This is a genomic window from Zeimonas sediminis, assembly GCF_023721795.1.
Classification (GTDB): domain Bacteria; phylum Pseudomonadota; class Gammaproteobacteria; order Burkholderiales; family Burkholderiaceae_E; genus Zeimonas; species Zeimonas sediminis.
On record NZ_JAMQYE010000001.1, the window covers coordinates 2,742,332 to 2,767,519 of the forward strand.

At 72.1% G+C, this 25,188-nt stretch carries 23 protein-coding genes; 12 read left to right on the plus strand and 11 right to left on the minus strand.

The genetic code is table 11. The features are described from left to right. Positions 1-15: 15 nt before the first annotated feature. Entirely contained in the window at positions 16-1,305 is a 1,290-nt protein-coding gene (locus M6I34_RS12970; RefSeq protein ID WP_272486097.1) for an MFS transporter, read from the plus strand. 306 nt (positions 1,306-1,611) lie between these two features. Here the strand turns inward: M6I34_RS12970 and M6I34_RS12975 are convergent, their stop codons facing one another. Genes M6I34_RS12975 through M6I34_RS12985 form a run of 3 tightly spaced genes read right to left on the minus strand, consistent with a single transcriptional unit; the run spans position 1,612 to position 4,755 of the window. After that, on the minus strand, positions 1,612-2,604 hold the full coding sequence (locus tag M6I34_RS12975) for an NADPH:quinone reductase (protein ID WP_272486098.1): 993 nt from the start codon (positions 2,602-2,604) through the stop codon (positions 1,612-1,614). A 55-nt stretch (positions 2,605-2,659) separates the two neighbouring features. Next, positions 2,660-4,069: an ATP-binding protein gene (locus M6I34_RS12980; RefSeq protein ID WP_272486099.1), complete on the minus strand. Its 1,410-nt coding sequence runs from the start codon at positions 4,067-4,069 to the stop codon at positions 2,660-2,662. Then, a complete protein-coding gene (locus M6I34_RS12985; RefSeq protein ID WP_272486100.1) occupies positions 4,066-4,755 on the minus strand; it encodes a response regulator transcription factor in 690 nt (229 codons plus the stop codon). Before M6I34_RS12985 ends, M6I34_RS12980 begins: the two co-directional genes overlap by 4 nt. A gap of 291 nt (positions 4,756-5,046) precedes the next feature. On the opposite strand from M6I34_RS12985, the gene M6I34_RS12990 reads away from it, so the two are divergent. Together M6I34_RS12990 and M6I34_RS12995 are read left to right on the plus strand one after the other, a co-directional pair. Next, entirely contained in the window at positions 5,047-5,646 is a 600-nt protein-coding gene (locus tag M6I34_RS12990; protein WP_272486101.1) for a Spy/CpxP family protein refolding chaperone, read from the plus strand. Between the two features lie 119 nt (positions 5,647-5,765). After that, positions 5,766-6,311, plus strand: a complete 546-nt coding sequence (locus M6I34_RS12995) for a YaeQ family protein (RefSeq protein WP_272486102.1) — start codon at positions 5,766-5,768, stop codon at positions 6,309-6,311. Positions 6,312-6,336: 25 nt separating this feature from the next. Here the strand turns inward: M6I34_RS12995 and M6I34_RS13000 are convergent, their stop codons facing one another. Further along, positions 6,337-7,125: an SDR family NAD(P)-dependent oxidoreductase gene (locus M6I34_RS13000; RefSeq protein ID WP_272486103.1), complete on the minus strand. Its 789-nt coding sequence runs from the start codon at positions 7,123-7,125 to the stop codon at positions 6,337-6,339. Between the two features lie 128 nt (positions 7,126-7,253). On the opposite strand from M6I34_RS13000, the gene M6I34_RS13005 reads away from it, so the two are divergent. Beyond that, positions 7,254-7,961: a UPF0149 family protein gene (locus tag M6I34_RS13005; protein WP_272486104.1), complete on the plus strand. Its 708-nt coding sequence runs from the start codon at positions 7,254-7,256 to the stop codon at positions 7,959-7,961. 38 nt (positions 7,962-7,999) lie between these two features. Here M6I34_RS13005 and M6I34_RS13010 read toward each other — a convergent pair whose 3' ends face one another. Next, complete coding sequence (locus M6I34_RS13010; RefSeq protein ID WP_272486105.1) at positions 8,000-9,397, minus strand: TAXI family TRAP transporter solute-binding subunit; 1,398 nt, start codon at positions 9,395-9,397, stop codon at positions 8,000-8,002. 203 nt (positions 9,398-9,600) lie between these two features. Beyond that, complete coding sequence (locus M6I34_RS13015) at positions 9,601-10,218, minus strand: hypothetical protein (protein WP_272486106.1); 618 nt, start codon at positions 10,216-10,218, stop codon at positions 9,601-9,603. A gap of 188 nt (positions 10,219-10,406) precedes the next feature. Between M6I34_RS13015 and pdsR the strand changes: the two genes are divergently transcribed. Together pdsR and M6I34_RS13025 are read left to right on the plus strand one after the other, a co-directional pair. After that, the gene (pdsR, locus tag M6I34_RS13020; protein ID WP_272486107.1) at positions 10,407-11,102 is read left to right on the plus strand and encodes a proteobacterial dedicated sortase system response regulator; all 696 of its coding nucleotides are present in this window, start codon (positions 10,407-10,409) and stop codon (positions 11,100-11,102) included. A gap of 12 nt (positions 11,103-11,114) precedes the next feature. After that, positions 11,115-13,229 carry an ATP-binding protein gene (locus M6I34_RS13025; protein WP_272486108.1) on the plus strand — a complete coding sequence of 705 codons (2,115 nt, stop codon included), beginning with the start codon at positions 11,115-11,117 and terminating at the stop codon, positions 13,227-13,229. 16 nt (positions 13,230-13,245) lie between these two features. Here the strand turns inward: M6I34_RS13025 and M6I34_RS13030 are convergent, their stop codons facing one another. Next, complete coding sequence (locus M6I34_RS13030) at positions 13,246-14,319, minus strand: serine hydrolase domain-containing protein (RefSeq protein ID WP_272486109.1); 1,074 nt, start codon at positions 14,317-14,319, stop codon at positions 13,246-13,248. A gap of 239 nt (positions 14,320-14,558) precedes the next feature. Between M6I34_RS13030 and dctP the strand changes: the two genes are divergently transcribed. The 5 genes from dctP to M6I34_RS13055 are packed head-to-tail and all read left to right on the plus strand — an operon-like array spanning position 14,559 to position 19,290. Then, positions 14,559-15,551, plus strand: coding sequence for a TRAP transporter substrate-binding protein DctP (dctP, locus tag M6I34_RS13035; protein ID WP_272486110.1), 993 nt, complete (start codon positions 14,559-14,561; stop codon positions 15,549-15,551). 37 nt (positions 15,552-15,588) lie between these two features. Then, complete coding sequence (locus tag M6I34_RS13040) at positions 15,589-16,086, plus strand: TRAP transporter small permease subunit (protein WP_272486111.1); 498 nt, start codon at positions 15,589-15,591, stop codon at positions 16,084-16,086. Continuing rightward, positions 16,083-17,399 (plus strand): TRAP transporter large permease, encoded by a 1,317-nt coding sequence (locus M6I34_RS13045; RefSeq protein ID WP_272486112.1) that lies wholly within the window; start codon positions 16,083-16,085, stop codon positions 17,397-17,399. The genes M6I34_RS13040 and M6I34_RS13045 overlap by 4 nt, the downstream gene beginning before the upstream one ends. Before the next feature lie 46 nt (positions 17,400-17,445). Next, positions 17,446-18,900: an amidase gene (locus M6I34_RS13050; RefSeq protein ID WP_272486113.1), complete on the plus strand. Its 1,455-nt coding sequence runs from the start codon at positions 17,446-17,448 to the stop codon at positions 18,898-18,900. Positions 18,901-18,903: 3 nt separating this feature from the next. Next, positions 18,904-19,290 (plus strand): response regulator, encoded by a 387-nt coding sequence (locus M6I34_RS13055; RefSeq protein ID WP_272486114.1) that lies wholly within the window; start codon positions 18,904-18,906, stop codon positions 19,288-19,290. A gap of 10 nt (positions 19,291-19,300) precedes the next feature. Here the strand turns inward: M6I34_RS13055 and ettA are convergent, their stop codons facing one another. The 3 genes from ettA to M6I34_RS13070 are packed head-to-tail and all read right to left on the minus strand — an operon-like array spanning position 19,301 to position 23,074. Next, entirely contained in the window at positions 19,301-20,974 is a 1,674-nt protein-coding gene (ettA, locus tag M6I34_RS13060; protein WP_272486115.1) for an energy-dependent translational throttle protein EttA, read from the minus strand. A gap of 22 nt (positions 20,975-20,996) precedes the next feature. Beyond that, the gene (locus tag M6I34_RS13065) at positions 20,997-22,154 is read right to left on the minus strand and encodes a serine hydrolase domain-containing protein (protein WP_272486116.1); all 1,158 of its coding nucleotides are present in this window, start codon (positions 22,152-22,154) and stop codon (positions 20,997-20,999) included. 38 nt (positions 22,155-22,192) lie between these two features. Further along, a complete protein-coding gene (locus M6I34_RS13070) occupies positions 22,193-23,074 on the minus strand; it encodes a class I SAM-dependent methyltransferase (RefSeq protein WP_272486117.1) in 882 nt (293 codons plus the stop codon). A 99-nt stretch (positions 23,075-23,173) separates the two neighbouring features. Here M6I34_RS13070 and ppk2 point away from each other — a divergent pair, with 99 nt between their 5' ends. Further along, positions 23,174-23,950, plus strand: coding sequence for a polyphosphate kinase 2 (gene ppk2 / locus M6I34_RS13075; RefSeq protein WP_272486118.1), 777 nt, complete (start codon positions 23,174-23,176; stop codon positions 23,948-23,950). Between the two features lie 29 nt (positions 23,951-23,979). On the opposite strand, the gene ald is transcribed toward ppk2, so the two are convergent. Next, positions 23,980-25,107, minus strand: coding sequence for an alanine dehydrogenase (gene ald / locus M6I34_RS13080; protein ID WP_272486119.1), 1,128 nt, complete (start codon positions 25,105-25,107; stop codon positions 23,980-23,982). Positions 25,108-25,188 lie beyond the last annotated feature (81 nt).

Below are 25,188 nucleotides of genomic sequence, written 5' to 3' on the forward strand. Positions count from 1 at the left end.
AGGAGACAGCCGCCGATGCTCCACGAAGTCGATTCCCGCTATGCCTGGTTCCGCCTGGGCATCAACCTCGCGTTGATGACGATCGGCGCTTCCGGCATGTACGTCGTCGTCGTCGTGCTGCCCTCGGTGCAGGCCGAATTCGGGGTCGCACGCGGCGAGGCTTCGCTGCCCTACACGCTCACGATGATCGGCTTCGGCCTGGGCGGGATCGTCATGGGCCGCCTGGCCGACCGCTTCGGCATCCTCGTGCCCTCGGTGCTCGGCGCGGTGGCGCTGTCGATCGGCTTCGTCGCGGCGGCCTTCTCGCCGAGCCTGCTGGTGTTCGCGATCCTGCAGGGCGCGGTGATCGGCTTCCTGGGCAGCTCGTCGACTTTCTCGCCGCTGATGGCCGACACCTCGTTCTGGTTCCTGCGCCGGCGCGGCATCGCGGTGGCCATCTGCGCGGCCGGCAACTACCTGGGCGGCGCGATCTGGCCGACGGTGGTGCAGGCCTTCGTCGAGGACTACGGCTGGCGCAACACCTACGTCGGCATCGGCATCTTCTGCCTGGCCACGATGCTGCCGCTCGCGCTGATGCTGCGCGCGCCGCGCCCGCAGGCGACCGCCCTGCCGCTCACCGAAGGCGAGGCGGCGAAGGCCGCGGCGCAGGCGGCCGTGCAGCCTGCGGGCATCGGGCATTCGGCCGAGCGGCCGCTCGGCATGACGCCGCGCGCGCTGCTGACCCTGCTGTGCATCGCCGGCGTCGCCTGCTGCGTGGCGATGTCGATGCCTCAGGTGCACATCGTGGCCTATTGCGCCGACCTCGGCTACGGCCCCGCCCGCGGCGCCGAGATGCTGTCGCTGATGCTCGGCTTCGGCATCGTCAGCCGCCTGATCTCGGGAATGATCTGCGACCGGATCGGCGGCCTGCGCACGCTGCTGCTGGGCTCGGTGATGCAGACGATCGCCCTGGTCCTGTTCCTGCCCTTCGACTCGCTCGCGTCGCTGTACGTGATCTCGATCCTGTTCGGCCTGTTCCAGGGCGGCATCGTGCCGTCCTACGCGATCGTCGTGCGCGAGTACTTCTCCCCGCGCCTCGCCGGCACCTGGGTCGGCCTGGTCATCACCTCGACGATGGTCGGCATGGCGCTCGGCGGCTGGCTGTCCGGCGCGATCTTCGACCTGACCGGCTCCTACGACGCGGCCTTCGTCAACGGCATCGCGTGGAACGTCGTGAACGCCGCGATCGTGCTCTGGCTGCTCAGGCGCGCGGGCGGCGCGGGCCTGCTGAGGCCCCTTCGGGCCCCGAAACCGGCGATCGCCTGATCGAGGCCCGGCGCTTCGCGGCGGCCCGCCGGCGCCAGGCTGGCCACCACATCCAGGGCCGGCAGGCGGCCAGTCCCTATCCGGGGATTGTGCAAGCCGAGCGCCACCGAAAGAAATTTCGCGGGACCCGCTCGCCGCGGGGCGAAGCCCCCTGCGAGGCGGGTGCGAAATTTCGAGGTGGGCGAGGGAAGCCCCGCCAAAGGCGGGGCCGCAGCACTTGCCCGGATAGGGACTGGCCGCCTGCCGGCCCGGGCGCACGCCACGAACCGGCGCCGGCGCGCCGCCCCGAAGCGCCGGGCCTCGCGGTCAGTCGATCGCCACCAGGACCTTGCCGACGTTGGCCATCGCCTCGGTCGCCTCGTGCGCGGCCGCGATCTCGTCGAGCGAGAACGTCTTGAAGAACTGGTGCCTGAGCCGACCCTCCGCGAGCACCTCGCTGATCCAACCCGCAGCCTCGTCGTGCGCGGCCTGCGGCATCGCGTAGACGAGCACGAAGCGCACGGTCAGGTCCTTGGCCAGCATCGGCCAGAAGGGCACGGCAGGCTCGGGCACCGCGTCAGACGCATAGGTGGCGATCACGCCGGTCGGCTTCAGCAGCGCGATGTCGTCGGCCAGGTTGGCGCCGAAGGCCACCTCGATCACCCGGTCGAGCGGCGTGTCGGCGCCGCAGATCCGGCGCACCGCCTCGACGACGTTCTCGGTCTTGCGGTTCACGACCGCGTCCGCGCCCGCCTCGCGCGCTCGCCCGGCCTGCTCGTCGCGGCTCACCGTGGCGATCACGCGGGCCGCGCCGCCCAGCTTCGCGACCTGGATCGCGTAGTAGCCGACCGCGCCGGCGCCGCCCTGCACCAGCACCGTCTTGCCGGCGATCGGGCCGTCGGCGAACACGCAGCGATGCGCGGTCATCACCGGGATGCCCATGCACGCGCCGACGTCGAAACCGACGCCGTCGGGCAGCCGCACCGCCTTGTGCGCCGGCACGCAGCAGTACTGCGCGGCGGTGCCGAAGGGACGGCCGAGGTTGGCCTCGTAGACCCAGACACGCTCGCCGATCCGTGCCGGATCGACGCCCTCGCCGACCGCGTCGATCTCGCCGGCGCCGTCCTGGTGCGGGATCACGACCGGAAACGGCATCTCCTTCACGCGAAGGCCGCTGCGGCTCTTCGTGTCCGAAGGATTGACGGCCGACATGCGCACGCGCACGCGCACCTCGCCGGCGGCGGGCTGCAGATCGGGGCGCTCGCCGACGCGCAGCACCTCGCGCGCGGCGCCCTTGGTTTCGTACCAGGCTGCTTTCATCTTCGATGCTTCCTCGCGGGGACAGGAAAGCCTGCGAGGATAGTGCGAAGCGCGCTCAGGGGGAAAGTCGAGGCAGGGTCATCGTCATGGTCAAGCCGCCGCCGTCGCGGCTCGCCGCGACGATCGTGCCGCCGTGGGCCGCCAGCGCGCGGCGGGCGATCGCGAGCCCCAGGCCGTGGCCGTCGCCGCCAGCGGCCGGGCCGCGATGGAAGGGCTCGAACACCGCTTCGAGCTGGTCGGCGGGCAGCCCCGGGCCGCGATCCGAGACCGTGACCGAGACCGCATCGCCGGCCGTGCGCAGCCCGACCTCGACCGCTGTGCCTTCGGCGGTGTGCCGCAGCGCGTTGCGTATCACGTTCTCGAAGGCGCGCTGCAGCCAGCCGGGATGCCCCTTTGGCACCAGGATCGCCTCTCCGGGCGCCGCGAGGCGCACCTCGCGGCCCGCGGCCTGCGCCTCGAAGCGCGCGTCGTCGACGATCTCGCGAAGCAGCTCTCCCAGGTCGACCGTCTGGCGCGGCGCATCGGCCGCGTTCGCCTCGAGCCGGGCCAGGGTAAGCAGCTCGCCGACCAGCGCGTCGAGCCGCTGGGTGTCGCGCTCGATCCGGTCGAGCATCGCGGCGGTACGCGCCGGGTTCTGCCGGGCGAGGCCGATCGCCGCCTGCAGCCGGGCGAGCGGGGAGCGCAGCTCGTGCGACACGTCGTGCAGCAGCCGGCGCTGCGACACGATCAGCTTCTGCAGCCGCTCGGCCATCCGGTCGAAGTCCTCGCCCAGGCCGGCGATCTCGTCGCGTCGCCTGCCCATCAGCCCCGCCACGCGGGTCTCCAGGCGGCCGTCGGCCGCGTCGGCGAAGGCGCGCCGAAGGTGCCTGATCGGCCGCACCAGGTAGGCCGCCAGCATCGCGCTGAACGCCAGGCTCGCGAGCAGGCCGATCGCGATGCCCAGGCCGGGCGGCGGCGGGGCGCGACGGCCCTGGCGAGGCGCTTCGCCTCCGGGGCCGGCGACGGCCTCCGCCGCAGGCACGAACAGCAGCAGGCGGCGCCCTTCCGGCGACACGACCAGCCGCACGCCGCGCGCCGGATGCCGCATCGGCCTCGCATCGTCCGGGCGCGACAGCCTCGCGCGGGCACGGGCGAGGGCCTCGGGCGACACGGCGCGGCCCAGCAGCTCCCGGCCCTCGTCGTCGACCGCGTGGACCCTCGCTGCGGGAGAGTCCTCGCTCGCGCCTTCGAGCAGCGCGCGCAGCGCGGGCTCTCCGCCGTGCCTGAGCGTGGCCGCCGCCGAGCGCACCAGGAACTCTGCCCGCGGCCCGGCCGCGAGCGCCGCGTCCGCGTCGGGCGCGCGCTGCTGGTAGTAGAGCCACACGGCAGTGCCGACCGCGAGGCCGGCCGCGATCAGCGTGAGCCAGAAGCCGGCGAACAGCTTCCAGAACAGGCCGGAAAGCCGCGGCCGGGCGGGCAGTCTCATTCCGGGTCCCGCACGAACTGGTAGCCGCGGCCGCGCACGGTCTCGATCCAGGGGCCGCCGTCGTCGCGCGGCCCGAGCTTCTGGCGCAGGCTGCTCAGGTGCACGTCGATGCTGCGGTCGAAGCGCCCGAGCGGCCGGCCCAGGGCGGCCTCGGACAGCTCGGCCTTGTCGACGACGCGGCCCGCATGGCGGGCCAGCACCTCGAGCAGGCTGAACTCGGTGCCGGTCAGCGCGAGCGGGGCGTCGCGCCAGGTCGCGCGGCGCGCGGCCGGCCACATCCGCAGAGGCCCGGTCGCGACCGGACCGTCGGCCGACTCGGCGCGCGGTGCGCTGCGGCGCAGGATCGCGCGCAGCCGGGCGGCCAGTTCGCGCGGCGTGCAGGGCTTCGGAACGTAGTCGTCGGCGCCGAGCTCCAGGCCCACGATCCGGTCGACGTCGTCGCCGCGGGCGGTGAGCATCAGCACGGGCACCGCGCTGCGCGCGCGGATCCGCTTCAGAGTCTCGACGCCGTCGATGCCCGGCATCATCACGTCGAGCACGACGATGTCGAAGCCGCCCTCGAGCGCGCGGCGCGCGCCGGTCTCGCCGTCGCCGGCGGTCTCGGCATCGAAGCCTTCGCTGCCGAGGTACTCGGCGAGCAGGGCGGAAAGATCGGCGTCGTCGTCGACGAGCAGGACTCGGGGCATGGTCGTGAGGCTGCCAACGGGCCAACGGGCCAACGGGCCAACGGGCGAGCGGGCGAACCGAACGCCGGCGGCCGGCGCGCTCGCCTTTCGCGGCCGATGATAGTCCCGGCCACGCGAGGGCCGGGCGCTTCGAGACGAACTTTACGATCGTTTACACGAGACGAACCGCGGTTAACGGAGCCGAGGCCCACGATGCGTCCGTGGCCTGAGGGGAACGATCCGGTTCCCGCCAGGCGCGGGCGATGCGACATAGGTCCTCGCCCTTCGATTCCATCGACAGGAGATTCGACGATGAAGAAGCGATTCGTTGCAGGTCTTGCTCTGGCCGGTTCCCTCGCGGTCGCGGTGCCGGTGTTCGCCCACGCCTGGGGCGGCGGCGAGCGTTGCGCCGACGGTCCGGCCGCGGAGGCGATGCGCGGGCACGGTTATCACGGCAAGCACGGCGGCCGGGGCGAGCACGGCATGGGCGGCGACCGGATGGGCGGTCCCGGCCGGGCGATGATGCGCGAGCTGGATCTCAGCGACGCGCAACGCGACAAGCTGGCCGAGCTGCGCAATGCCCGGTCCGAGACGATGCGCGCCCAGGCGCAGGCGATGCGCGAGGCCCGCCGCGAGCTCAGGGCGCTCGGCTTCTCGGCCGAGTACGACGAGGCGAAGGCCCGCGAGCTGGCCGAGCGTGCCGCGAAGGCTTCGGCGGAGATGGCGGCGCTGCGCGCCAAGGCCGCCAACGACTTCTACCAGTTGCTCACGCCCGAGCAGCGCCAGAAGTTCGGCGAGCGGATGGCGCGCTTCGAGCAGCGCCGGGAGCACCGGCACGGCACGCCCGGCGAGCGCGGCATGAAGCGGGAAGGCGGCACGACCGACGGCCAGCAGGCCGGTCCGCGCAGCTGATCCCGGCCCCGGGGCCGGAGCGAGTCCCGCACGCTGCATCGAAGCGAGCCCAGCTCGGGGCCGGAGCGAGTCCGGTCCCCGGGTCGGGCACGCGAGGGCCGTTGCGGTAAATTCCGCCGATGGCCCTTCGCTCCACGATCCACAAGGCCGCGTTGTCCATCGCCGACATGGACCGCGGCCATTATTCCGACCACGACCTGACGATCGCGCTGCATCCGTCCGAAACCGAGGAGCGGATGATGGTGCGGCTGCTGGCGTTCGCGCTGCACGCCGACGAGGGCCTCGCCTTCGGGCGCGGGCTGTCCACCGACGACGATCCAGACCTATGGCTGCGCGACGACACCGGCGCGATCGTGCACTGGATCGACGTCGGCTGGCCCGACGAGCGCAGGATCCGCCGGGCCTGCGGGCGCGCGGACAGGGTCTCGGTGCTCGCCTACGGCGGCAACAAGACCGATGTCTGGTGGGCGCAGAACGCGTCGGCGCTGGCCCGCAACGCGAACCTGGACGTGGCGGCCGTGCCTCGCGAGGCCTCGGCCGCGCTGGGCGCGCTCGCGAAGCGATCGATGCGCCTGAGCGTCAGCATCCAGGACGGCAGGATCTGGTTCGGCGACGAATCCGGCGGCGTCGACTTCGAGCTGCAACGCCTGAAGCCGGCTGCCTGAGCCGGCCAGGGCCCCGCCTCGCCGCTCAGCGAAGTCGCTTCGCGAAAGGCAGCGTGCTGGTCAGTCCGCCGTCGACCGCGACCGCCTGGCCGTTCACGTACGACGCCTCGTCGCTCGCCAGGAAGGCCGCCATCGCGGCGATCTCGTGCGGCAGGCCGTAGCGGCGCAGCGGGTTGAGCTGGCCGAGCTTGTCCTCGCTGCCGCGCGAGCGCGCGTACTCGAACACCGGCTTCGTCATGCCGGTCTCGATCAGGCCCGGACAGACCGCGTTGACCCGCACGCCGGTGCCCCACATCGAATTGGCCGCCGTCTGCACCAGGCTGATCACGCCGGCCTTGCTGGCGCTGTACGGGCTGCCGCCGGCATTCGAGCGCAGGCCCGCCACCGAGGCGGTGCAGACGATGGCGCCGCGGCCCTGCTCGACCATCAGCCGGCCCGCATGCTTGATCGCCAGGAAGGGGCCGATCAGGTTCACGCGCAGGATCTCGGTCCACAGCGACACGTCCTGCTCGAACAGCGGGACGTCGCCGCCGCTGATCCCCGCGTTGGCGTAGACGACGTCGAGCCCGCCGAACGCCGCCACGGCCTTCGCGACATAGGCCTGCACCGATGCCTCGTCGCCTGCGTCGGCGGCCATCGCGATCGCGTCGCCGCCTTCGGCGCGCACCATCGCCGCGGTCTCCTCGACCGCCTCGGCCGCGCGGTCCACCGCCAGCACGCGCGCGCCCTCGCGCGCGAACAGCAGCGCGCTCGCCCTGCCGATGCCGCTTCCCGCGCCGGTCACGATCGCGCGCTTGCCTTCGAGCCTGCCCATTCCTGCCTCCCTGTTCGCGTTGTCCGTCCCCTGCATTCTGACCGACGCCGCGTCCGGCCGACCGGCTCCGCCTCGCCCGGCGCGGCGCGCGCAGTGGCACTTGCCCGCGGCGCGCGTAAGATTGGCGAATGCAGAAGCACACCACCCCCGAACAGGCGCCGCTCGCCGACGCCGACTACGATCGCCTCGACGCGCTGCTCGATTCGCTCGGCAACGGCGACGCGATGATCGTCGAGGAACTCGACGGCTTCCTGGCCGCGCTCGCCTGCGGCGCCGAGATCGTGCCGCCCGAGGAGTACCTGCCCGAGATCCTCGGCCTGCCCGAGGACGCCGAAGGGGCCGGCGACGCCCCCGCCGAGCTGCTCGAGCTGGTCGAGCGGCATCGCCGGCACGTCGAGGCGGCGCTGGCCGCGCAGCGATTCGCGCCTGTGCTCGCCTACGACGAGCACGGCCAGCCCGATGGCGTGGCCTGGGCGGTCGGTTTCCTGCGCGGCGTCGAGATGCGCCCCGAAGGCTGGGAAGCGATGCTCGAGGAAGACGAGTTCGCCGACGCGCTCGATGCGGTCGAGGCGCTTGCCGCCACGCTCGACGACGAGGCCCCGGAAAAGGCCCGCAAGCTCGGCCGCCGCGAGCGCGATGCGTTGATCGACCAGATGATCGCCGACGTCGCGGACATCCACGAGTTCTTCCGGCCTTACCGCAAGGCCGGGACCACGCCGCAGGCGATGCGGGTCGAAACCGTGCGCCGCGAGGGGCCCAAGGTCGGCCGCAACGATCCCTGCCCCTGCGGCAGCGGCAAGAAGTACAAGCTCTGCTGCGGCCGCCAGGCCGCCTGAGCCGGGGGCCGGATCGGCGGCCCCCGCGCGCGCCGCGCTCAGCCGGGCAGTCCGCGCTCCGTGCCCGCCCGCTCCCGCCCGGGAGCCGCCTGCTCCGGCCCGGCCTCCGCCCGCGCGCGCACCAGCCGGATGTGGCCGCGCAGCGCGTACAGCGCGTCGGTGTGCGACAGCGGCACCGCCAGTCGCTCGACCCGCGCGTCGAGCGCGTCGAGCTGCCCGACCAGGTCGCGCCGGTCCTGCGCCGGATCGGACAGCGCGTCCTCGATCCGGCGAAGCTGCCCGTACCAGCGGAAGATCCGCGAGCGCACCCTGAACTCGTACAGCGGCGGCACGATCCGCGACAGCGGGATCAGCACCGCGACGATCGACAGCAGGGCCAGCCACATCCGGTCGACCAGGTTGGCGAGCCAGAACGGCAGGTAGCGCTGCAGCCACGGCGTGCCGGAGCGGAAATAGCGCTCGGCCTCGCCGGCGAGCGGCCACTCGAGCGAACGTTCCGAAGGGAACTCGCCGCGCCGCTGGAACCAGCCGGATTCGCCGTGGATCGCCCGGGCGGCCTGCACGAACAGCTGTGCCAGCGCGGGATGAAGGTCCTCGTGCGCGACCAGCATCGCAGTGGGCGCCACCAGCCGCACGTCGGCGGGCGGGACGTCCTGCGCAAGGTCGACGACGCCGCGCGGCAGCACCACCGGGCTCAGGAACTGGAAGCGCCGCGAGTAGGCCTCCGCCTGCGGCACGTCGAGCAGGCGCACGCCCGGTGTCTGCAGCAGCATCCGGATGATCGGCGCCTCGGGCGCCGACGCGAACGCGACCGCGTCTATCCGGCCCGCGAGCAGCTCGACCACCGCCGGCGTCTGGCCCAGGCGGTGCAGCGACAGGTCTCCGTCGCGCAGGCCGTTGGCCTCGAACAGTCTCGCGATCAGGTTCGGCACGCCGCTGCCCGGCGGCCCGATGTTCAGGCGCCAGCCGCGAAGCTCGCCCAGCGAGTCGAGCGTGTCCCGCCGCAGCAGGCGGCGGGCCGAGTCCTCGCGGTAGAACAGCCAGAGCGGCTCGAAGAACAGGCTGCCCAGCGCCACCAGGCCGTCGCCCTTCGAATCGCCGGGCGGCGGCTCGCGGGTGTCGGCCCCGCCCTGCACGAAAGCCACCGACACGCCCGAAGCGGGGTCGCGCAGCAACTCGAGGTTCTCGGTGGCGCCCTGCGTCTGCCGCAAGCGCACCTCGATGCCGTGCCGGCCCAGCCATTCCGCGTAGCGCCGGCCGAACTCGGCGTAGGCGCCCTGCGGTTGCCCGGTGGCCAGCGTGACCGAGCCGGGCGGCGTCGGCTGCAGGAACCAGAAGGCCGCCCACAGCAGCGCGACGGCGAGCAGCGCGAACGGGCCGAAGGTCAGCGCGAAGTCGCGCGCGTTGAGGATCGCGTTGCGCAGGAAGCGGGGCATTCGCCGATTATCGCGCCCGCCGCGCGGTTAGGCCCGATCGGGCGAGCGGCCCGGCGGGCGGCCAGGGCTGGCCAGGTGAGCGGCCGGATCAGGCGGCCGGTCGGCTCAGGAGTGGCGACCGGACTCGACGAGGCGGCGCAGCGCGCGCCAGCCGTGGCGCAGGTCGATGCTGCGGTCGATCAGCCAGAGCCGGACGAACCAGATCATTGCGCGGCTCCGGTCGGTGCCGCCGACGGGGTCGGTTCGGCAGTCGTTGCCTGGGGGGCGGGCTGCGCCGGCCTGATCGGCTCCTCGGATCGCAGGGTCTCGGAGGTGATCTGCGCGCTGGCGGGCAATGCGGCCGGCGGGGCGCCAGGGGCCGCCGGCGCCGTCTGGGGCGCGGCCTGCCGGGGGGCGAGCGTGTCGACCCGCGCGGTCGCGGATGCGCCCGAACCCGAGGCCGGCGCGGCCTCGAGCGGGGGGCGGGGCGGCGCCGGGATCTCGCTCCCGGAGCGGGTCATCGGCGCGGCCTCGACCGCCAGGCGCGGGGCCGTCGCAGGCTCGGGCCGCGCGGCCGGCTGAACGCGCGCGGCGGCGGCCGCTGGCGCGACTGCGGCAGGCGGCGCGGGCGGCGCGGCGACCCGGGCGGGTGCGTCGCCCGGGCGGGCCGGCGCGCGCGCGCTCGCGGGCTCGGCCGGCTCGCCGGCCTGCATCGAGATGACCAGCACGACCGAAGCCAGGACGACCGACACCACGACCGCGGTGGCGAGCACGTAGCCGATGAAGGCTGCCCATTCGCGCCAGTCGATGGTCGGTCGAGCGGTTCCGTCGGTCGTGTGCATGGAGACTCCTGTCGCCGGGGTGGCTGTCCTGATCGACAGTGATTGAACCCTTCGGCTGCGTCAGCTGGCAGGCGCGAACAGGATCGAATCCGAACCGATTAGGGCAAAGCGGAGGCAGTCGGTCCGGCGCGCGCGCGCTGCCCGCCGTAGGCCTCGGCGACGTCCCCGTTTGCGCTAGAGTTCCGGACATGGCACGCCGCATTGCAGTCATCGAAGACGAACCCGCGATCCGCGACAACCTGCGCGACGCGCTGGCCCGCCAGGGGTTCGAAGTGTCCACCTTCGCCTCGCGCAACGAGGCGCAGCAGGCGATGCAGATCCGCCTGCCCGACATGGCGATCATCGACATCGGGTTGGGCGACGAGCCGGACGGCGGTTTCGAGCTCTGCCGCTGGCTGCGCGAGAAGGCGCCGGCTCTGCCGATCCTGATGCTGTCGGCGCGCGATTCCGAGATCGACATCGTGTCCGGCCTGAGGCTGGGCGCTGACGACTACGTGACCAAGAACGTCAGCCTGCCGCACCTGCTGGCGCGCGTGACCGCGCTGTTCCGCAGGGCCGACGCGGTCGCCCAGCCCTCGCAGCAGGGCGAGCCGATGATCCGCGGGCCGCTGCGGCTCGACGTCGCGCGATTCGAGGCGACCTGGCGCGGCCAGCCGGTCGCGCTCACGGTGACCGAGTTCTGGATGCTTCACGCGCTGGCCATGCACCCCGGCCACGTCCGCGACCGCGAGGCGCTGATGCGCGAGGCCAACCTGGTCGTCGACGACCAGACGGTCACCTCCTACGTCAAGCGCCTGCGCCGCAAGTTCGAGGCGATCGACAAGGATTTCGACGCGATCGAGACGGTCTACGGCCTCGGCTATCGCTTCCTGGTCCGCGAGTAGGAAAGGCGCGCCTTGAGGACGCGAGGCGGCGAGCCGGTCACCGCGGCATTGCGCCCTCGCCGCTGGCGCCTGCCGCTGGGCCTGCGCTTCACACTGGTCCTGTCGCTGATCCCCCTGCTGGTGCTGCCGCTGATCGGGCTGCGTTTCGTCGAGGTGATGACCGAGCTGGCGCGCAACGAGCGGCTCGAGAACCTCGCGCTGGCCGCGCGCAACCTGGCCGCGTCGCTGCACGAGCGGCCCGAGCTGTTCGAGTCGCTCGAGGCGGTGCGGCGGACCGACGCGGTGCGGCTGCTGGCGGTCGGTTTCCTCGCCGACGTGCGGATCGACCAACGGGACCGGGAATGGGCGGGCATGCCGAGCCGGCTGCTGACCGAGCCGGGCGCCGGCAGCGGGCGTGCGCCCACGCTGCGCGTGCGCCTGTCGGCCGCGCGCGCCCAGGAGCGCCCGGGCAAGCTGTTCCTGCTGGTCGACGCCGACGACGAGCGACTGGTGCTGCCAGAGGTCCGGGAAGGCGTGGCCCAGCCCGGCGACGAGGTGACGATCTCGGTCGGCCAGCGCGCCGACCAGATGCGCGAGATCCGGGTGCAGCCGGTCGAGCGCCCCGGGGGTTGGCACGCCGAGATCGAGCTCGAGCCCGAGCCGGCGCTGCTTCGGATCCGGGTCGTGGACGTCGATTACCTGGGCTCCCGGAAGGTCGAGGGCACGCTCGATTCGGGCCTGCTCGCGCCCGCGCGGGCGCTGGGCGACGTGCTGCCCGACGATCCGCGAGTGCCGCTGTGGAGCTCCGCGATCCGCTCGCTGGCCCGCGCCTCGGGCAGGGTCTCGGTTTACGACGTGTCCGGCGAGCTGCTGGCGCAGACCGGGCAGCTGACCGCCGGCGAATTGCCCGACCGGGGCTGGCAGGCGCGGCTCGCGCGGACCCTGCTCGGCGCGGCCGACATGCTGCGTCCCGCGATCTCGCAGCTCGCTTCCGAGGACGAGGCCGATCCCGCGAAGGCGATCGCCGAGGCCGGCAGCATCGCGGCCACCGACACGCCGGCGCTCACGCGGGCGCTGACCGGCCTGCCCGCGCACCAGGCCGAGCGCCTCGCGGGCGCTTCGGGCGTGCCGGCCTGGCTGCTGACCAGCGCGCACCCGGTCTGGGTCGGCGACCGGGTCGTCGGCGCGTTGGTCATCGAGGAGAACACCGCGTCGCGACTGTCCCCGGGGCAGGCCGCGATCGAGCGGCTCACGCTGCTCACCGCGCTCGCGCTGGCCGCCAGCACCGCGGCGCTGCTGCTGGTCGCATCGGTGACGGTCGGGCGGATCGTCCGCCTGCGCCGCCAGGCCGAGCGCGCGATCGACTCGCGCGGCCGCGTGGTCGGCCGCATCGAGCCCGGCCTGATCCGTGACGAGATCGGCGCGCTGGCCGAGAGCCACGCCCAGGTGCTCGAGCGCCTGGGACAGCACCAGCAGTACCTGGGCAACCTGCGCAGCCGCCTCGTCCACGAGCTGCGCACGCCGATCATGGTCGTGCGGTCCTCGCTCGACAACCTGGCCGCCGAGACCGACGAGGCGCGCCGCGCGGCCTACCTGGAGCGGGTGCGGGAAGGGGCCCAGCGGCTCGAGCGGATCGTGGCCAGCATGGGCGAGGCTTCCAGCCTGGAGTCGATGCTTGCGCAGAGCGAGCTCGAGCAGGTCGACCTGGGCGCGCTGGTGCGAAGCTGCGCCGACGGCTACCGGATCGCGTTCCGGCTGCCGATCGAGGTCGAGTGCGACGAGGGCGACACCGCTTGCGCGGTGGTGCCGGAGGCGATCGCCCAGGCGCTCGACAAGCTGGTGTCGAACGCCGCCGACTTCGCGGTCCAGGGCACGCCGGTCCGGATCTCGCTGCGCCGCGAGGGCGGGCGCGAGCCGGCCTGGCGGATCGCGGTGCGCAACCAGGGGCCGGCGCTGCCGGCCACGATGCGCGACAGCCTGTTCGACTCGATGGTCTCGGTGCGCGCGGGCGCCGCGCGCGGCGGCGCCCACCTGGGCATGGGGCTCTACCTGGTCAGGCTGGTCGCCGAGTTCCACGGCGGGCGCGCGTTCGCCCGCGACGTCGAAGGCGGCGTCGAGGTCGGCTTCACGATCGCGGCAGGGCGCTGAGCCCGGCCCCGGCCGTTCAGCGCCCGAGCGCGGCCGCGACCCGCCCGACGAAGCCGTCGATCTTCGCGCCGTCGATCCAGCGCACCACGGCCACCAGCCTGCGCTCGGGATCGATCCAGTTGACCGAGGCCCCCGCGCCGATCGCGAAGTAGCCCTTGCCGCCGGCGGACGGGAAGACGTCCTGCGTGCCGTTCAGCCACACCAGCATGCCGTAGAAGGGCGCGAGCGCGCAGGGCGTGCGCATCCGCGCGATCCACTCGGACGACAGCACCCGCCGGCCGTTCGCCACGCCGTCGTCGGCCAGCATCTGCCCGATCAGCCCCTGGTCACGGGCGCTGATCGACACGCCGCCGCCCCAGTGGCTGCCGCCCGGCACCGACTGGATCCGCCTGCCGTCGATCTCGACCCAGGAATCGTCGTAGCCGACCCAGCGCCACGGGTCGCTGGCGCCCGAAGGCTTGCGGATCGCCTCGTCGAAGACCTCGGGCAGCGGTGCGCGGAACAGGTGCAGCAGCGCCAGCGACAGCTGGTTGATGCGCACGTCGTTGTATTCCCAGAAGCTGCCTGGCGCCTGCAGCGGCCGCGCGTCGCCCTTTCGGCCGGCCGCGGGCGTCTTCTGGTACTGGACCGTGCGGTAGCGGTCGACCTGGTCCGGCACGCCGAAGCACTCGCCCTCCCACTCGCTGGTCTGCTGCAGCAGGTGGGTCCAGGTGATCTCCCGGTTGCGGCCCTCGTCGAAGCCGATTCCGCGCGCGCGGGCGCGCACCGGCTCGTCGGGGTCGGGCAGCAGCCCGCGGTCGAAGGCCACGCCGGCGAGCAGCGCCAGGTAGGTCTTGGCCACGCTGAAGGTCAGGTCGGCGCGGTGCGGCTCGCCCCAGCTCGCGACCTCGCGGCCGTCGACGCGGATCACGCCGGACACGGGACCCCGGTCGTGCAGCGGCCCGAGCGTGCGGTTCCACGGCGCGGGGTCGAGCTGGTGGATGCCGAAGTCGCCGTCGGCGTTGCGGCTCCACGGGGTCTCGCTCGCGATCGCGAAGGCGATCGCCTCGTCGAAGGGCGAGCTGGCGCGGGGCGTTTCGGCGTCTTTCATCGGGTTTCCTCCGGGCGTGATCGCGCATGCGGGCGGGGGCGCGATCGCGGCATCGTGGCCGCCGCGATCGCCGGGCGCGAGATCAGGGCAAGACGTTAGCAGCTAGGGGCATCCGCAATTGACAAGGCATTCCGATCCTGACAATGTCCGCGCCTCGCGGCGCCGCCCGCGGGGTCGAGCCCCGGGAAGGATGCGCCATGCGCTAAGATTGCCCGCCTAACGATGGGGAGGAGAACCCGATGAAATCGCTCAAGCTGCTCGCCGGCGCGCTCGCGCTGGCCGTCCTGCCGGCCATGCCGGTCGCCGCCCAGGAAATCAAGATTTCCCACCAGTGGAAGGCCAATGTCGACGGTCGCGACCGCGCGACCCGGGTCTTCGTGGACGAGGTCCGCAAGAAGGACCCGAACATCAAGTTCCGCATCTACCCGGCCCAGTCGCTCGGCATCAAGCCGGTCGCGCAGTTCGAGGCGCTGCAGAACGGCACGCTCGAGATGGCCGTGTTCCCGATGTCCTACGCGGTCGGCAAGGCGCAGGAGTTCTCGATCGTGATCATGCCCGGCACGATCTCGAACCTCGACCACGCGATGCGCCTGAAGGGCACGCCCTTCCACCAGAAGCTGCAGGCGCTGGCCGAGAAGAACGGCGTCCGCATCATCACCTGGTGGTGGACCCCGGGCGGCTTCGCGTCGAAGGACCGCGCGATCGGCGGCCCGGACTCGGTTTCCGGCCTGAAGATGCGCGCGGCCGACCCGACCTTCGAGCTGATGCTGAAAGAGGCCGGCTCGTCGGTGGTCAACATGCCGTCGAGCGAGATCTACCCGGCGCTTCAGTCGGGCGTGCTGAACGCCACGCTGACCTCGGCCGAGACCTTCGTCAGCATGCGGCTCTACGAGCAGACCAACAACGCGACCGTCGGCGGCGACTACAACCTGTGGATGCTGCTGCAGCCGCTGGTCATGTCCAAGCAGCACTGGGACAAGCTCACGCCGGAGCAGAAGAAGATCTTCGAGGAGGCGGCGAACAAGAGCGACGAGTTCTTCCTCGGGCTGCAGCGCGAGGCCACCGACAAGATGGCCGAGGCCTACCGGAAGGCCGGCGCGAAGGTGCACGAGATGACCAAGGCCGAGTTCGAAGCCTGGCTGGAGCTCGCCAAGAAGACCTCGTGGGCCGAGTTCGCCAAGAAGTCGCCCGAGGCCAAGGAGCTGCTCGACGCGCTCCAGGCGGTGAAGTGAGGCCCCGAGCGGACTGACCAAAGGGAAGGGCGGCGCCATGCAGGGCTTCGTCAGAACCATGGACCGGATCGCGATCGCCACGGCGGCGGTCGCATCCGTGCTCCTCGCGGCAGCGGCGCTGCTGATCACCTGGATGGTGATCTGGCGCGCGATGGGCAACTCCGCCTGGTGGGAGATCGAGGCTGCGGTCTACCTGATGGTGATGGGGCTGTTCCTCGCGTCGCCGTACACGCTCAAGACCAACGGCCACGTCGGCGTCGACCTGCTGGCCCACTACCTGCCGGCAGGCAAGGCTCGCAGCCTGCAGATCGCGGTGGCCTGGGTGGGCCTCGTGATCTGCATCTACCTGGCCTGGGCCACCGGCGTGTTCACGCTCGAGGCCTTCGAGCGCGGCGACCGCACCGAGAGCACCTGGGCGCCGCTCAAGTGGCCGCTCTACCTCGCGATGCCGGTCGGCTTCGCGCTGACTGCCCTGCAGTACCTGGCCGAGATCTTCCGGCCCGTGCCCGTTCCTGCCCCGGAGTCCGCAGCATGAGCGAAGTCCAGATCGGGCTTGCAATCGTCGTCGTCACGCTGCTGGTCCTCTTCTCGGGGCTGCCGATCGCGTGGGGCCTGATCCTCGTTGCGGTGGGCTTCATGCTCGTCTTCGAGGGCCCGGGCAGCCTGGCCAACCTGCCGGTGCTGATGATCGACGAGCTGGCGTCCTTCGCGCTGCTCACGATCCCCCTGTTCATCCTGCTCGGCGCCGCGGTAGGCGGCACGGCGGCGGGGCGCGACCTGTACGAGTCGGTCCACCGCTGGCTCGACCGGGTTCCGGGCGGGCTGGTGATCGCGAACATCCTGTCCTGCGGCGTGTTCTCGGCGATCTGCGGGTCGAGCCCGGCCACGGCCGCCGCGATCGGCAAGGCGGGCGTGCCCGAGATGATCCGGCGCGGCGTGCCGCCGGGGCTGGCTGCCGGCTCGGTGTGCGCCGGCGGCACGCTGGGCATCCTGATCCCGCCGTCGATCACGATGATCCTGTACGGGATCGCGACCGAGACCTCGATCGGCCGGCTGTTCCTGGCTGGCGTGGTGCCGGGCATCATGCTGGTGGTGATGTTCTCGATCTACGCCTGGCTGGTCACGCTGCGCGAGCAGCGGCAGATCGCGGTCGGCGACATCCCGCGCTACACGCTGGCCCAGAAGATGGAAGGCCTGGGCCGGGTCGCGCCGTTCATCGGCATCGTCATCGCGATCGGCTACGCGATGTACGGCGGGCTGGCCACGCCGTCCGAGGTGGCCGCGATCGCGGCGGTGCTCGCGATGGCGCTGGTGATGATCATCTACCGCGCCTGGAGGATGGGCGACCTGTGGTCGATCTTCCGCGAAACGGTTCGCGAGTCGACGATGATCCTGATGATCATCGGCGCGGCGGCGGTGTTCTCGTACATGATGTCGCTGCTGTACGTGACGCAGACCGCGGCGCAGTGGCTGGTCGACCTCGGCCTGAACCGGTGGGTGCTGCTGGCCGCGATCAACGTGTTCCTGCTGGTGGCCGGATGCTTCCTGCCGCCGGTGGCGATCATCCTGATGGTCATGCCGATCCTCACGCCGGTGCTCGAGGCCAACGGCTTCGACCTGATCTGGTTCGCGGTGATCATGACGATCAACCTCGAGGTGGGCCTGATCACGCCGCCGGTGGGGCTGAACCTGTACGTGCTCAAGGGCGTGGCGCCCAGCCTCTCGCTGCCGACGATCCTCTGGGGCTCGATGCCCTTCGTGATCCTGATGCTGATGTCGATCGTGCTGCTGTCGATCGTGCCCGAGATCGCGCTCTGGTTGCCGAACAAGATGATGGGGGCGGGCTGAGCGCGCCGGTTATGCTGGCGGTTTCGCAACCGCCAGCCGTCCTCCGATGAACGAGATCGTCGCCCTCGACGCCCTGAGCCTGTCGCGCCGCATCCGTGCGCGCGAGGTTTCCTGCCGCGAGGTGATGCGCGCCTACCTGGACCGCATCGCCCGGCTCAACCCGCTGCTGAACGCGATCGTCTCGCTCGAGCCCGAGGAGTCGTTGCTCGCCCAGGCCGACGCCTGCGACGCGATGCTCTCGCGCGGGCAGTGGCTGGGCTGGATGCACGGCATGCCGCAGGCGCCCAAGGACCTCGCCCAGACCCGCGGCATGCGGACCACCTGGGGCTCGCCGATCTTTCGCGACTTCGTTCCGGACCAGGACGCCGCGATCGTCGAGCGGGTGCGCTCGGCCGGCGCGATCCTGGTCGGCAAGACCAACGTGCCCGAGTTCGGGCTGGGCTCGCAGACCTTCAACGAAGTGTTCGGTCCCACGCGAAACCCCTGGGACCCGTCGCGCACCGCCGGCGGCTCGAGCGGCGGCGCGGCCGCGGCGCTGGCGGCCCGCATGCTGCCGGTGGCCGACGGCAGCGACATGATGGGCTCGCTGCGCAACCCGGCGGCGTTCTGCAACGTCTACGGATTCCGGCCCTCGCGCGGGCGGGTGCCGAACACGCTGGCGCCCGATGCGTTCAGCCAGCAGCTCTCCACCGACGGCCCGATGGGACGCAGCGTGGCCGACGTCGCGATGCTTCTCGCCACGCAGGCCGGCTACGACGCCCGCGCGCCGCTGTCGCTCGACAACGACCCGGCGGTGTACGCGCAGCCGCTCGAGCGCGACTTCGCCGGCGCGCGGATCGGCTGGCTGGGCGACCTCGGCGGCCACCTTCCCTTCGAGCCCGGCGTGCTCGAGCTCTGCCGCGACGCGCTGAAGGCCTTCGAGACGATCGGCTGCACGGTCGACGAGGCTCGCGTGGACTTCGACCCCGCGCGCATGTGGCAGACCTGGCTCACCTGGCGCCGATTCCTGGTCAGCGGCTCGCTTGCGGTCCACTACCGGGATCCGCAGCGCCGCGCCTTGCTCAAGCCCGAGGCGGTGTGGGAGATCGAGCAGGGCCTGGGCACCGCGGCGATCGACGTGCACGACGCGTCGGTCGCGCGCACCGCGCTGTACCGCGCCGTGCTGGCCGCATTCGAGCGCTTCGATTTTCTGGTGCTGCCGACCGCGCAGGTCTTCCCCTTCGACGTGAACCAGCGCTGGCCCAGGCAGATCGCGGGCCGCGAGATGGACACCTACCACCGCTGGATGGAGGTGGTGATCCTGCCGACGCTGACCGGCTGCCCGGCGCTGTCGGTGCCCGCCGGCTTCGGCGCGTCGGGCGATTCGGCCGGGCTGCCGATGGGCATCCAGATCGTCGGCAGGCCGCGCGACGACCTGTCGGTGCTGCAACTGGGCCACGCCTGGGAGCGGGCGACCGAATGGGGACGGCGCGAGCCGGCCGGCCTGCGCGAGGTCGCCTGAGCCATGAACGCTCCCGAGCGCCGGGTGCTGATCGTCGACGACGACGAACTCAACCGCCTGCTGCTCGAGCACATGGTCCGCCAGCTCGGTCTGGTCCCGCTCTCGGCGAGCGACGGCGAGACCGCGGTCCAGGCCTGCGCCGCGCAGCGCTTCGCGCTGGTGCTGATGGACCGCCGGCTGAGCGGCATCGACGGCTTCGAGGCGATCGCCCGGATCCGCGCCGACGAGGCCGCCGCCGGGCACGACCCGGTGCCGGCGATCCTGCTGTCGGGCGACATCGACCGGCCCGGCGATCCGGCCCCGGCCGATGCCGGTTTCGTCGGCGCGCTGGTCAAGCCGTTCCGGCTCGACGACCTGGCGGCGCTGGTCCAGCGGGCGCTGGGCGGCTGAGCCGGCGTCCTCAGGCGGCCAGCGGCTTGTAGCGGATCCGCTCGGGTTTGTCCGCGTCGTCGCCCAGCCGGCGCCGGCGGTCGGCCAGGTAGTCGGCGTAGTTGCCCTCGAACCAGACGACCTGGCTGTTCCCTTCGAAGGCCAGGATGTGCGTGGCCACCCGGTCGAGGAACCAGCGGTCGTGCGAGATCACGACCGCGCAGCCCGGGAAGTCCAGCAGCGCCTGCTCGAGCGCGCGCAGCGTCTCCACGTCGAGGTCGTTGGTCGGCTCGTCGAGCAGCAGCAGGTTTCCGCCGGCGCGCAGCGTCTTGGCCAGGTGCAGGCGGTTGCGCTCGCCGCCCGACAGTTCGCCGATGATCTTCTGCTGGTCCGCCCCCTTGAAGTTGAAGCGGGCCGCATAGGCGCGCGCCGGCGTCGAATAGCTGCCGACCTGGATGATGTCCTGGCCTTCGGAGATCTCTTCGAACACGGTCTTCTTCGGGTCCAGCGCGTCGCGGCTCTGGTCGACCCAGGCCGGCTTGACCGTGTCGCCGATCCGCAGCGTGCCGGCATCCGGCTGCTCGCGGCCCATCAGCATCCGGAACATCGTGGTCTTGCCGGCGCCGTTCGGCCCGATCACCCCGACGATGCCTCCGGGCGGCAGCTTGAACGACAGGTTGTCGAACAGCAGCTTGTCGCCGAAGCCCTTGCGCAGGCCCTCGGCCTCGACGACCAGGCCCCCCAGGCGCGGGCCGGGCGGGATGTAGATCTCGTTGGTCTCGTTGCGCTTCTGCGTCTCGGCCGACGCCAGCTCGTCGAAGCGCGCGAGCCTGGCCTTGCTCTTGGCCTGGCGCCCCTTCGGATTGGCGCGCACCCAGTCGAGCTCCTCCTTCATGGCCTTGATCCGGGCGGCCTCCTGCTTCGCCTCGAGCTCGAGCCGCTGCTCCTTCTGCTCGAGCCACGACGAGTAGTTGCCCTGCCACGGGATGCCGTGGCCGCGGTCGAGCTCGAGGATCCAGCCCGCGACGTTGTCGAGGAAGTAGCGGTCGTGGGTCACCGCGATGACGGTGCCCGGGAAGCGCTCGAGGAACTGCTCCAGCCACTGCACCGACAGCGCGTCGAGGTGGTTGGTCGGCTCGTCGAGCAGCAGCATGTCGGGCTCGGACAGCAGCAGCCGGCACAGCGCGACGCGGCGGCGCTCGCCGCCCGAGAGCTTGGTGACGTCGGCCTCCCAGGGCGGCAGGCGCAGCGCGTCGGCGGCGACCTCGAGCTTGCGCTCGATCTCCCAGCCGCCGACCGCGTCGATCTTCGACTGAAGCTCGCCCTGCCGCTCGAGCAGCCGGTTCATCTCGTCGTCGTCCATCGGCTCGGCGAAGCGCTCGCTGATGTCGTTGAACTCCTTGACCAGCGCGATCGTCTCGCCGAGGCCTTCCTCGACGTTGCCGCGCACGTCCTTGGCCGGATCGAGCTGCGGCTCCTGCGGCAGGTAGCCGATGCGGATGCCGGGCATCGGCACCGCCTCGCCCTCGTACTCGCGGTCGACGCCGGCCATGATCCGCAGCAGCGTCGACTTGCCCGAGCCGTTCAGGCCGAGCACGCCGATCTTGGCGCCGGGGAAGAAGGACAGCGAGATGTCCTTGAGGATCTGTCGCTTGGGGGGCACGATCTTGCCCACCCGGTTCATCGTGTAGACGTACTGGGCCATTCTGGTGTTCGGGGTTCGTGTATCAGGATTCGTCGAGGAGGAACTGCGCGGTGCGCCGGAACTCCATCCGGGACAGCATCCGGGAGCGCATGTTGGCGCCGAACTGCAGCGCGAACCAGCGCTCGCGAGGGTGCAGCCAGACCACGGTGCCGCAGATGCCGAACCAGGTCAGCTCGCCGGCGGTCGAAGGGGTGGCGCTCGCGCCCCACTGGAGCCGCACCGCCAGCCCCAGGCCGAAGCCGAAGCCCGGCCCGGTGTAGCCGACCGGCCCGGGGTTCATCGGGTCGAGCTGGTTGGCGAACATCTGGCGAAGGCTGTCCTCGGACAGGAAGCGCCGGCCGCCGGCCTGGCCGCCCGCGAGCAGCATCCGCGCGAAGCGGGCGTAGTCGTCGATCGTGGAGACCAGGCCGCCGCCGCCGCTGTGCATCGGCACGCCCATTTGCTGGGCCAGCGCGTACTTGTCGGAGAAGCCGTGCCAGAGCCGGTCCTCGGCATGGGCCCGCGCGAAGCGGCCCGCGGCGGCGTCCGGGACCGCGAAGCCGGTGTCGTTCATCCCGAGGGGTTCGAACAGCGCCTCGCGCAGCGCGTCGCCCAGGCGCACGCCGGTGATGCGCTCGACGACGAGCCCCAGAACGTCGGTGGAGAAGCCGTAGAGGAACTGCGTGCCCGGCTCGCAGGCCAGCGGCAGGGCCGCGAGGGTGGCCAGCACCTGGTCGGGCGAGAGCGTGGGCAGCCTGCCGTCGAGATCGACCTGCGTGGCGAGCCCGCGCAGCGCGGGGTCGCGGATCTCGCCGACATAGGCGAAGCCCGAGGTGTGCCGCATCAGGTCGCGCACCGTCGGCTGGCGCGCCGGCGCCTTGCCCGAGGCGAGCTTCAGGCCGGCGAGCTCGGGCAGCCAGCGCGACACCGGCTCGTCGAGCGCGAGCCGGCCCTGCTCGACCAGCATCAGCGCCAGCGCGCTGACGACCGGCTTGGTCATCGACGCGATCCGGAAGACCGCGTCCTCGCCCATCGGCGTGCCGGTCTCCGGATCGAGGACGCCGGCCGCGCGGCGCGCGAGCACCTCGCCGTCGCGCTCGACGTGGACCACGGCGCCGGGGTAGTGCCGGGCGGCGATCTGCCAGTCGAGGAATCGGTCGAGAAGGGCGGTGCCCTGGCGGTGTCGGTTCGCGGTGTTCATGGCTTCGATTATGCCCGGCGCTTCGCCGCGGCCGCGGCTCAACGCTTCGCGAACTTCAGCGTGAAGCGGTCGCTCTCGCCGATCGCCAGGTACTTCTGGCGGTCCCTGTCGCCGAGGCGAAGCGCCGGCGGGAGCGTCCAGACGCCCTCGGGGTGGTCCTTCGTGTCGCGCGGATTCGCGTTGGCTTCGGACCTGCCGGCGAGGCGGAACCCGGCGCGCTCGATCAGTGCGATCGCATGGTCCTCGCGGACGTAGCCCGACTTCATCTGCGCAGCCTGGTCCAGGTCGGTGCGGCCGCGGTGGTCGACCACGCCGAGGATGCCGCCCGGCTTGAGCGCCCGGTGGAAGGCCCGCAGCGCGCCTTCGGCCTCGCCGCGCTCGATCCAGTTGTGCAGGTTGCGGAAGGTCAGCACGAAGTCGGCGCTGCCGGCCGGGGCGATCTCGTGCCGGTCCGCGTTGAACTTCGTGACGAGCACCTCGCCGTACAGCTGCGGCTCGGCCGCGAGGCGATCGAGCAGCTTGCGGTGATCGGCCAGGTAGCGCGCCGGGGCGGTCTCGTCGCGGCTGGCGGCGATGTAGCGGCCTCGCCCGCGCAGCCAGGGGGCGAGGATCTCCATGTAGTAGCCGGCGCTTCCGGGAAGGACCTCGACGACCGTGCTGTCGCGTGCCACGCCGAAGAAGGCGAGCACCTCGGCCGGATGCCGGTGGCGGTCGCGCGCCACGTTGCGCGGGCTGCGGTGCGGCGCCGCGAGCAGGGCCTCGAAGACGGCCGGGTCGCCGCCGGCGGGATCGCTCGCGGCCCCATCGCCGCCGGCCGGGCGCGTCGCGCAGGCGCCGAGCGCGGAGACGGCCGACGCGAGCGGCAGCGCGCAGAGCGCGCGGCGCGCCGGGCAGGCAAGGGAAGAACGGGGATCGGTCATGTCGGGCTCGCAAAACCCCGATCCTATTGCGAACCGGCCGCGGCGCAAACCGGGTCGCCGGCGGTATCCTTGGCCCGATCGACCCAAGGGAGGCGCCAGGTGAAGAAGTTGAAGAACGGCGACTACAAGGACCTCCTCGAGCCGATGGAGCTCGAGCTGAACAACGTGGCGCGCTGGCTGCAGCACACCGGCAAGCGGATGCTGGTGGTGTTCGAGGGTCGCGACACCGCCGGCAAGGGCGGCGTGATCAACACGATCGCCGAGCGCCTCAACCCGCGGCAGGTGCGCATCGTCGCGCTGCCCAAGCCGAGCGATCGCGAGCGCACCCAGTGGTACTTCCAGCGCTACGTCGAGCACCTGCCAGCCGCGGGCGAGATGGTGCTGTTCGACCGGAGCTGGTACAACCGCGCCGGCGTCGAGAAGGTCATGGGCTTCTGCACCGACGCCGAGTACCAGCTGTTCCTGAAGCAGGCGCCGGTGTTCGAGAAGATGCTGGTCGACGACGGGATCCTGCTCTTCAAGTACTGGCTGTCGGTCGACCAGCAGTACCAGGAGGAGCGCTTCGCCGAGCGCGCCGAGGACCCGCTCAAGCGCTGGAAGCTGTCGCCGATCGACCTGAAGTCGCGCGAGGCCTACGAGGAGTACGGCCGGGCCCGCGACGCGATGTTCGAGGCCACGCACACGAAGCACGCGCCCTGGCACGTGGTGAGATTCGACGACCAGAAGCGCGGCCGCCTGAACCTGATCCGCCACCTGCTCGACCACGTCCCGGACTGCCGCCTGCCGATCGAGCCCTTCGAGCTGCCGCCGCTGCCGAACGAGCCGCTGAAGGAGAAGTTCCGCGGGCCGGTCAAGCCGATCGCCGAGAAGTTCTGAACCGCCGGGGCTGCGCCGGCGTCCTTCGTTCAGGCGCTTCCAAGGCCCGCCAGCGCCCGCTCCGGCGCGATGAACTCGCGGCCCAGCGCGGCCGCGACTGCGGGGTGGGTGACCTGCCCTGCCAGCACGTTCAGGCCGGCGCGCAATGCCGGGTCGTCGCGCAGCGCGTCGAGGCCGCGATCGGCCAGCGCGAGCGCGAGCGGTCGGGTGGCGAGGTTCAGCGCGTGGCTCGAGGTGCGCGGCACCGCGCCCGGCATGTTGGCCACGCAGTAGTGCACGATGCCGTCGACCTCGAAGGTCGGCTCGGCGTGGGTGGTCGGCCGGGATGTCTCGAAGCAGCCGCCCTGGTCGATCGAGATGTCGACCAGCACCGAGCCGGGCTTCATCGCGGCGAGGTCGGCCCGCTTCACGAGCCGTGGCGTGGCCGCGCCGGCCACCAGAACCGCGCCGATCACCACGTCCGCCAGCCTCAGTTCCTCCTCGATCGCCGCGCGGGTCGAGGGCCGGGTCCGGATGCGGCCCGGCAGCTGGGCCTCGAGCGCGCGAAGCTTCGGCAACCCGCGGTTGACCACGGTGACCTCGGCGCCGGCGCCGGCGGCCATGCGCGCGGCCTGCGCGCCGGCCACGCCAGCGCCGAGCACGAGCACCCGCGCCGGCGGCACGCCGGTCACGCCGCCCAGTAGCAGGCCGCTGCCGCCGGCGGGGCGCATCAGCAGGTTGCCGGCGATCGTGATCGACATGCGGCCCGCGACCTCGCTCATCGGCGCGAGCAGCGGCAGCGAGCCGTCGGCGTCGACGACCGTCTCGTAGGCGATCGCGGCGCAGCCCGATGCGACCAGGCCTTCGGCCTGCCGCGGGTCCGGCGCGAGATGCAGGTAGGTGAACAGGACGTGCCGCGGCCGCAGCATCGCGAGCTCGGAGGCCTGCGGCTCCTTCACCTTCACGATCAGCTCGGCCTGCTCGTAGACCGAGGCGGCATCGGGCAGCGCGGTGGCGCCGGCCTGTCGGTAGGCGTCGTCGCCGGCGCCGATGCCGTCGCCCGCCCGCGCTTGCACGAACACCTCGTGACCGCGCGCCACGAACTCGCGCACCGATTCGGGGGTGAGGCCCACCCGGTACTCGTGGGTCTTGATCTCTTTCGGGACACCGACTTTCATCGCTCGCCTCTCGTGGGTCGCCCGGCGGCCGGCCGCGCCATCGGGATCGTAGGGGATCGGCGCCCCGGGCGAAAGCGGTCG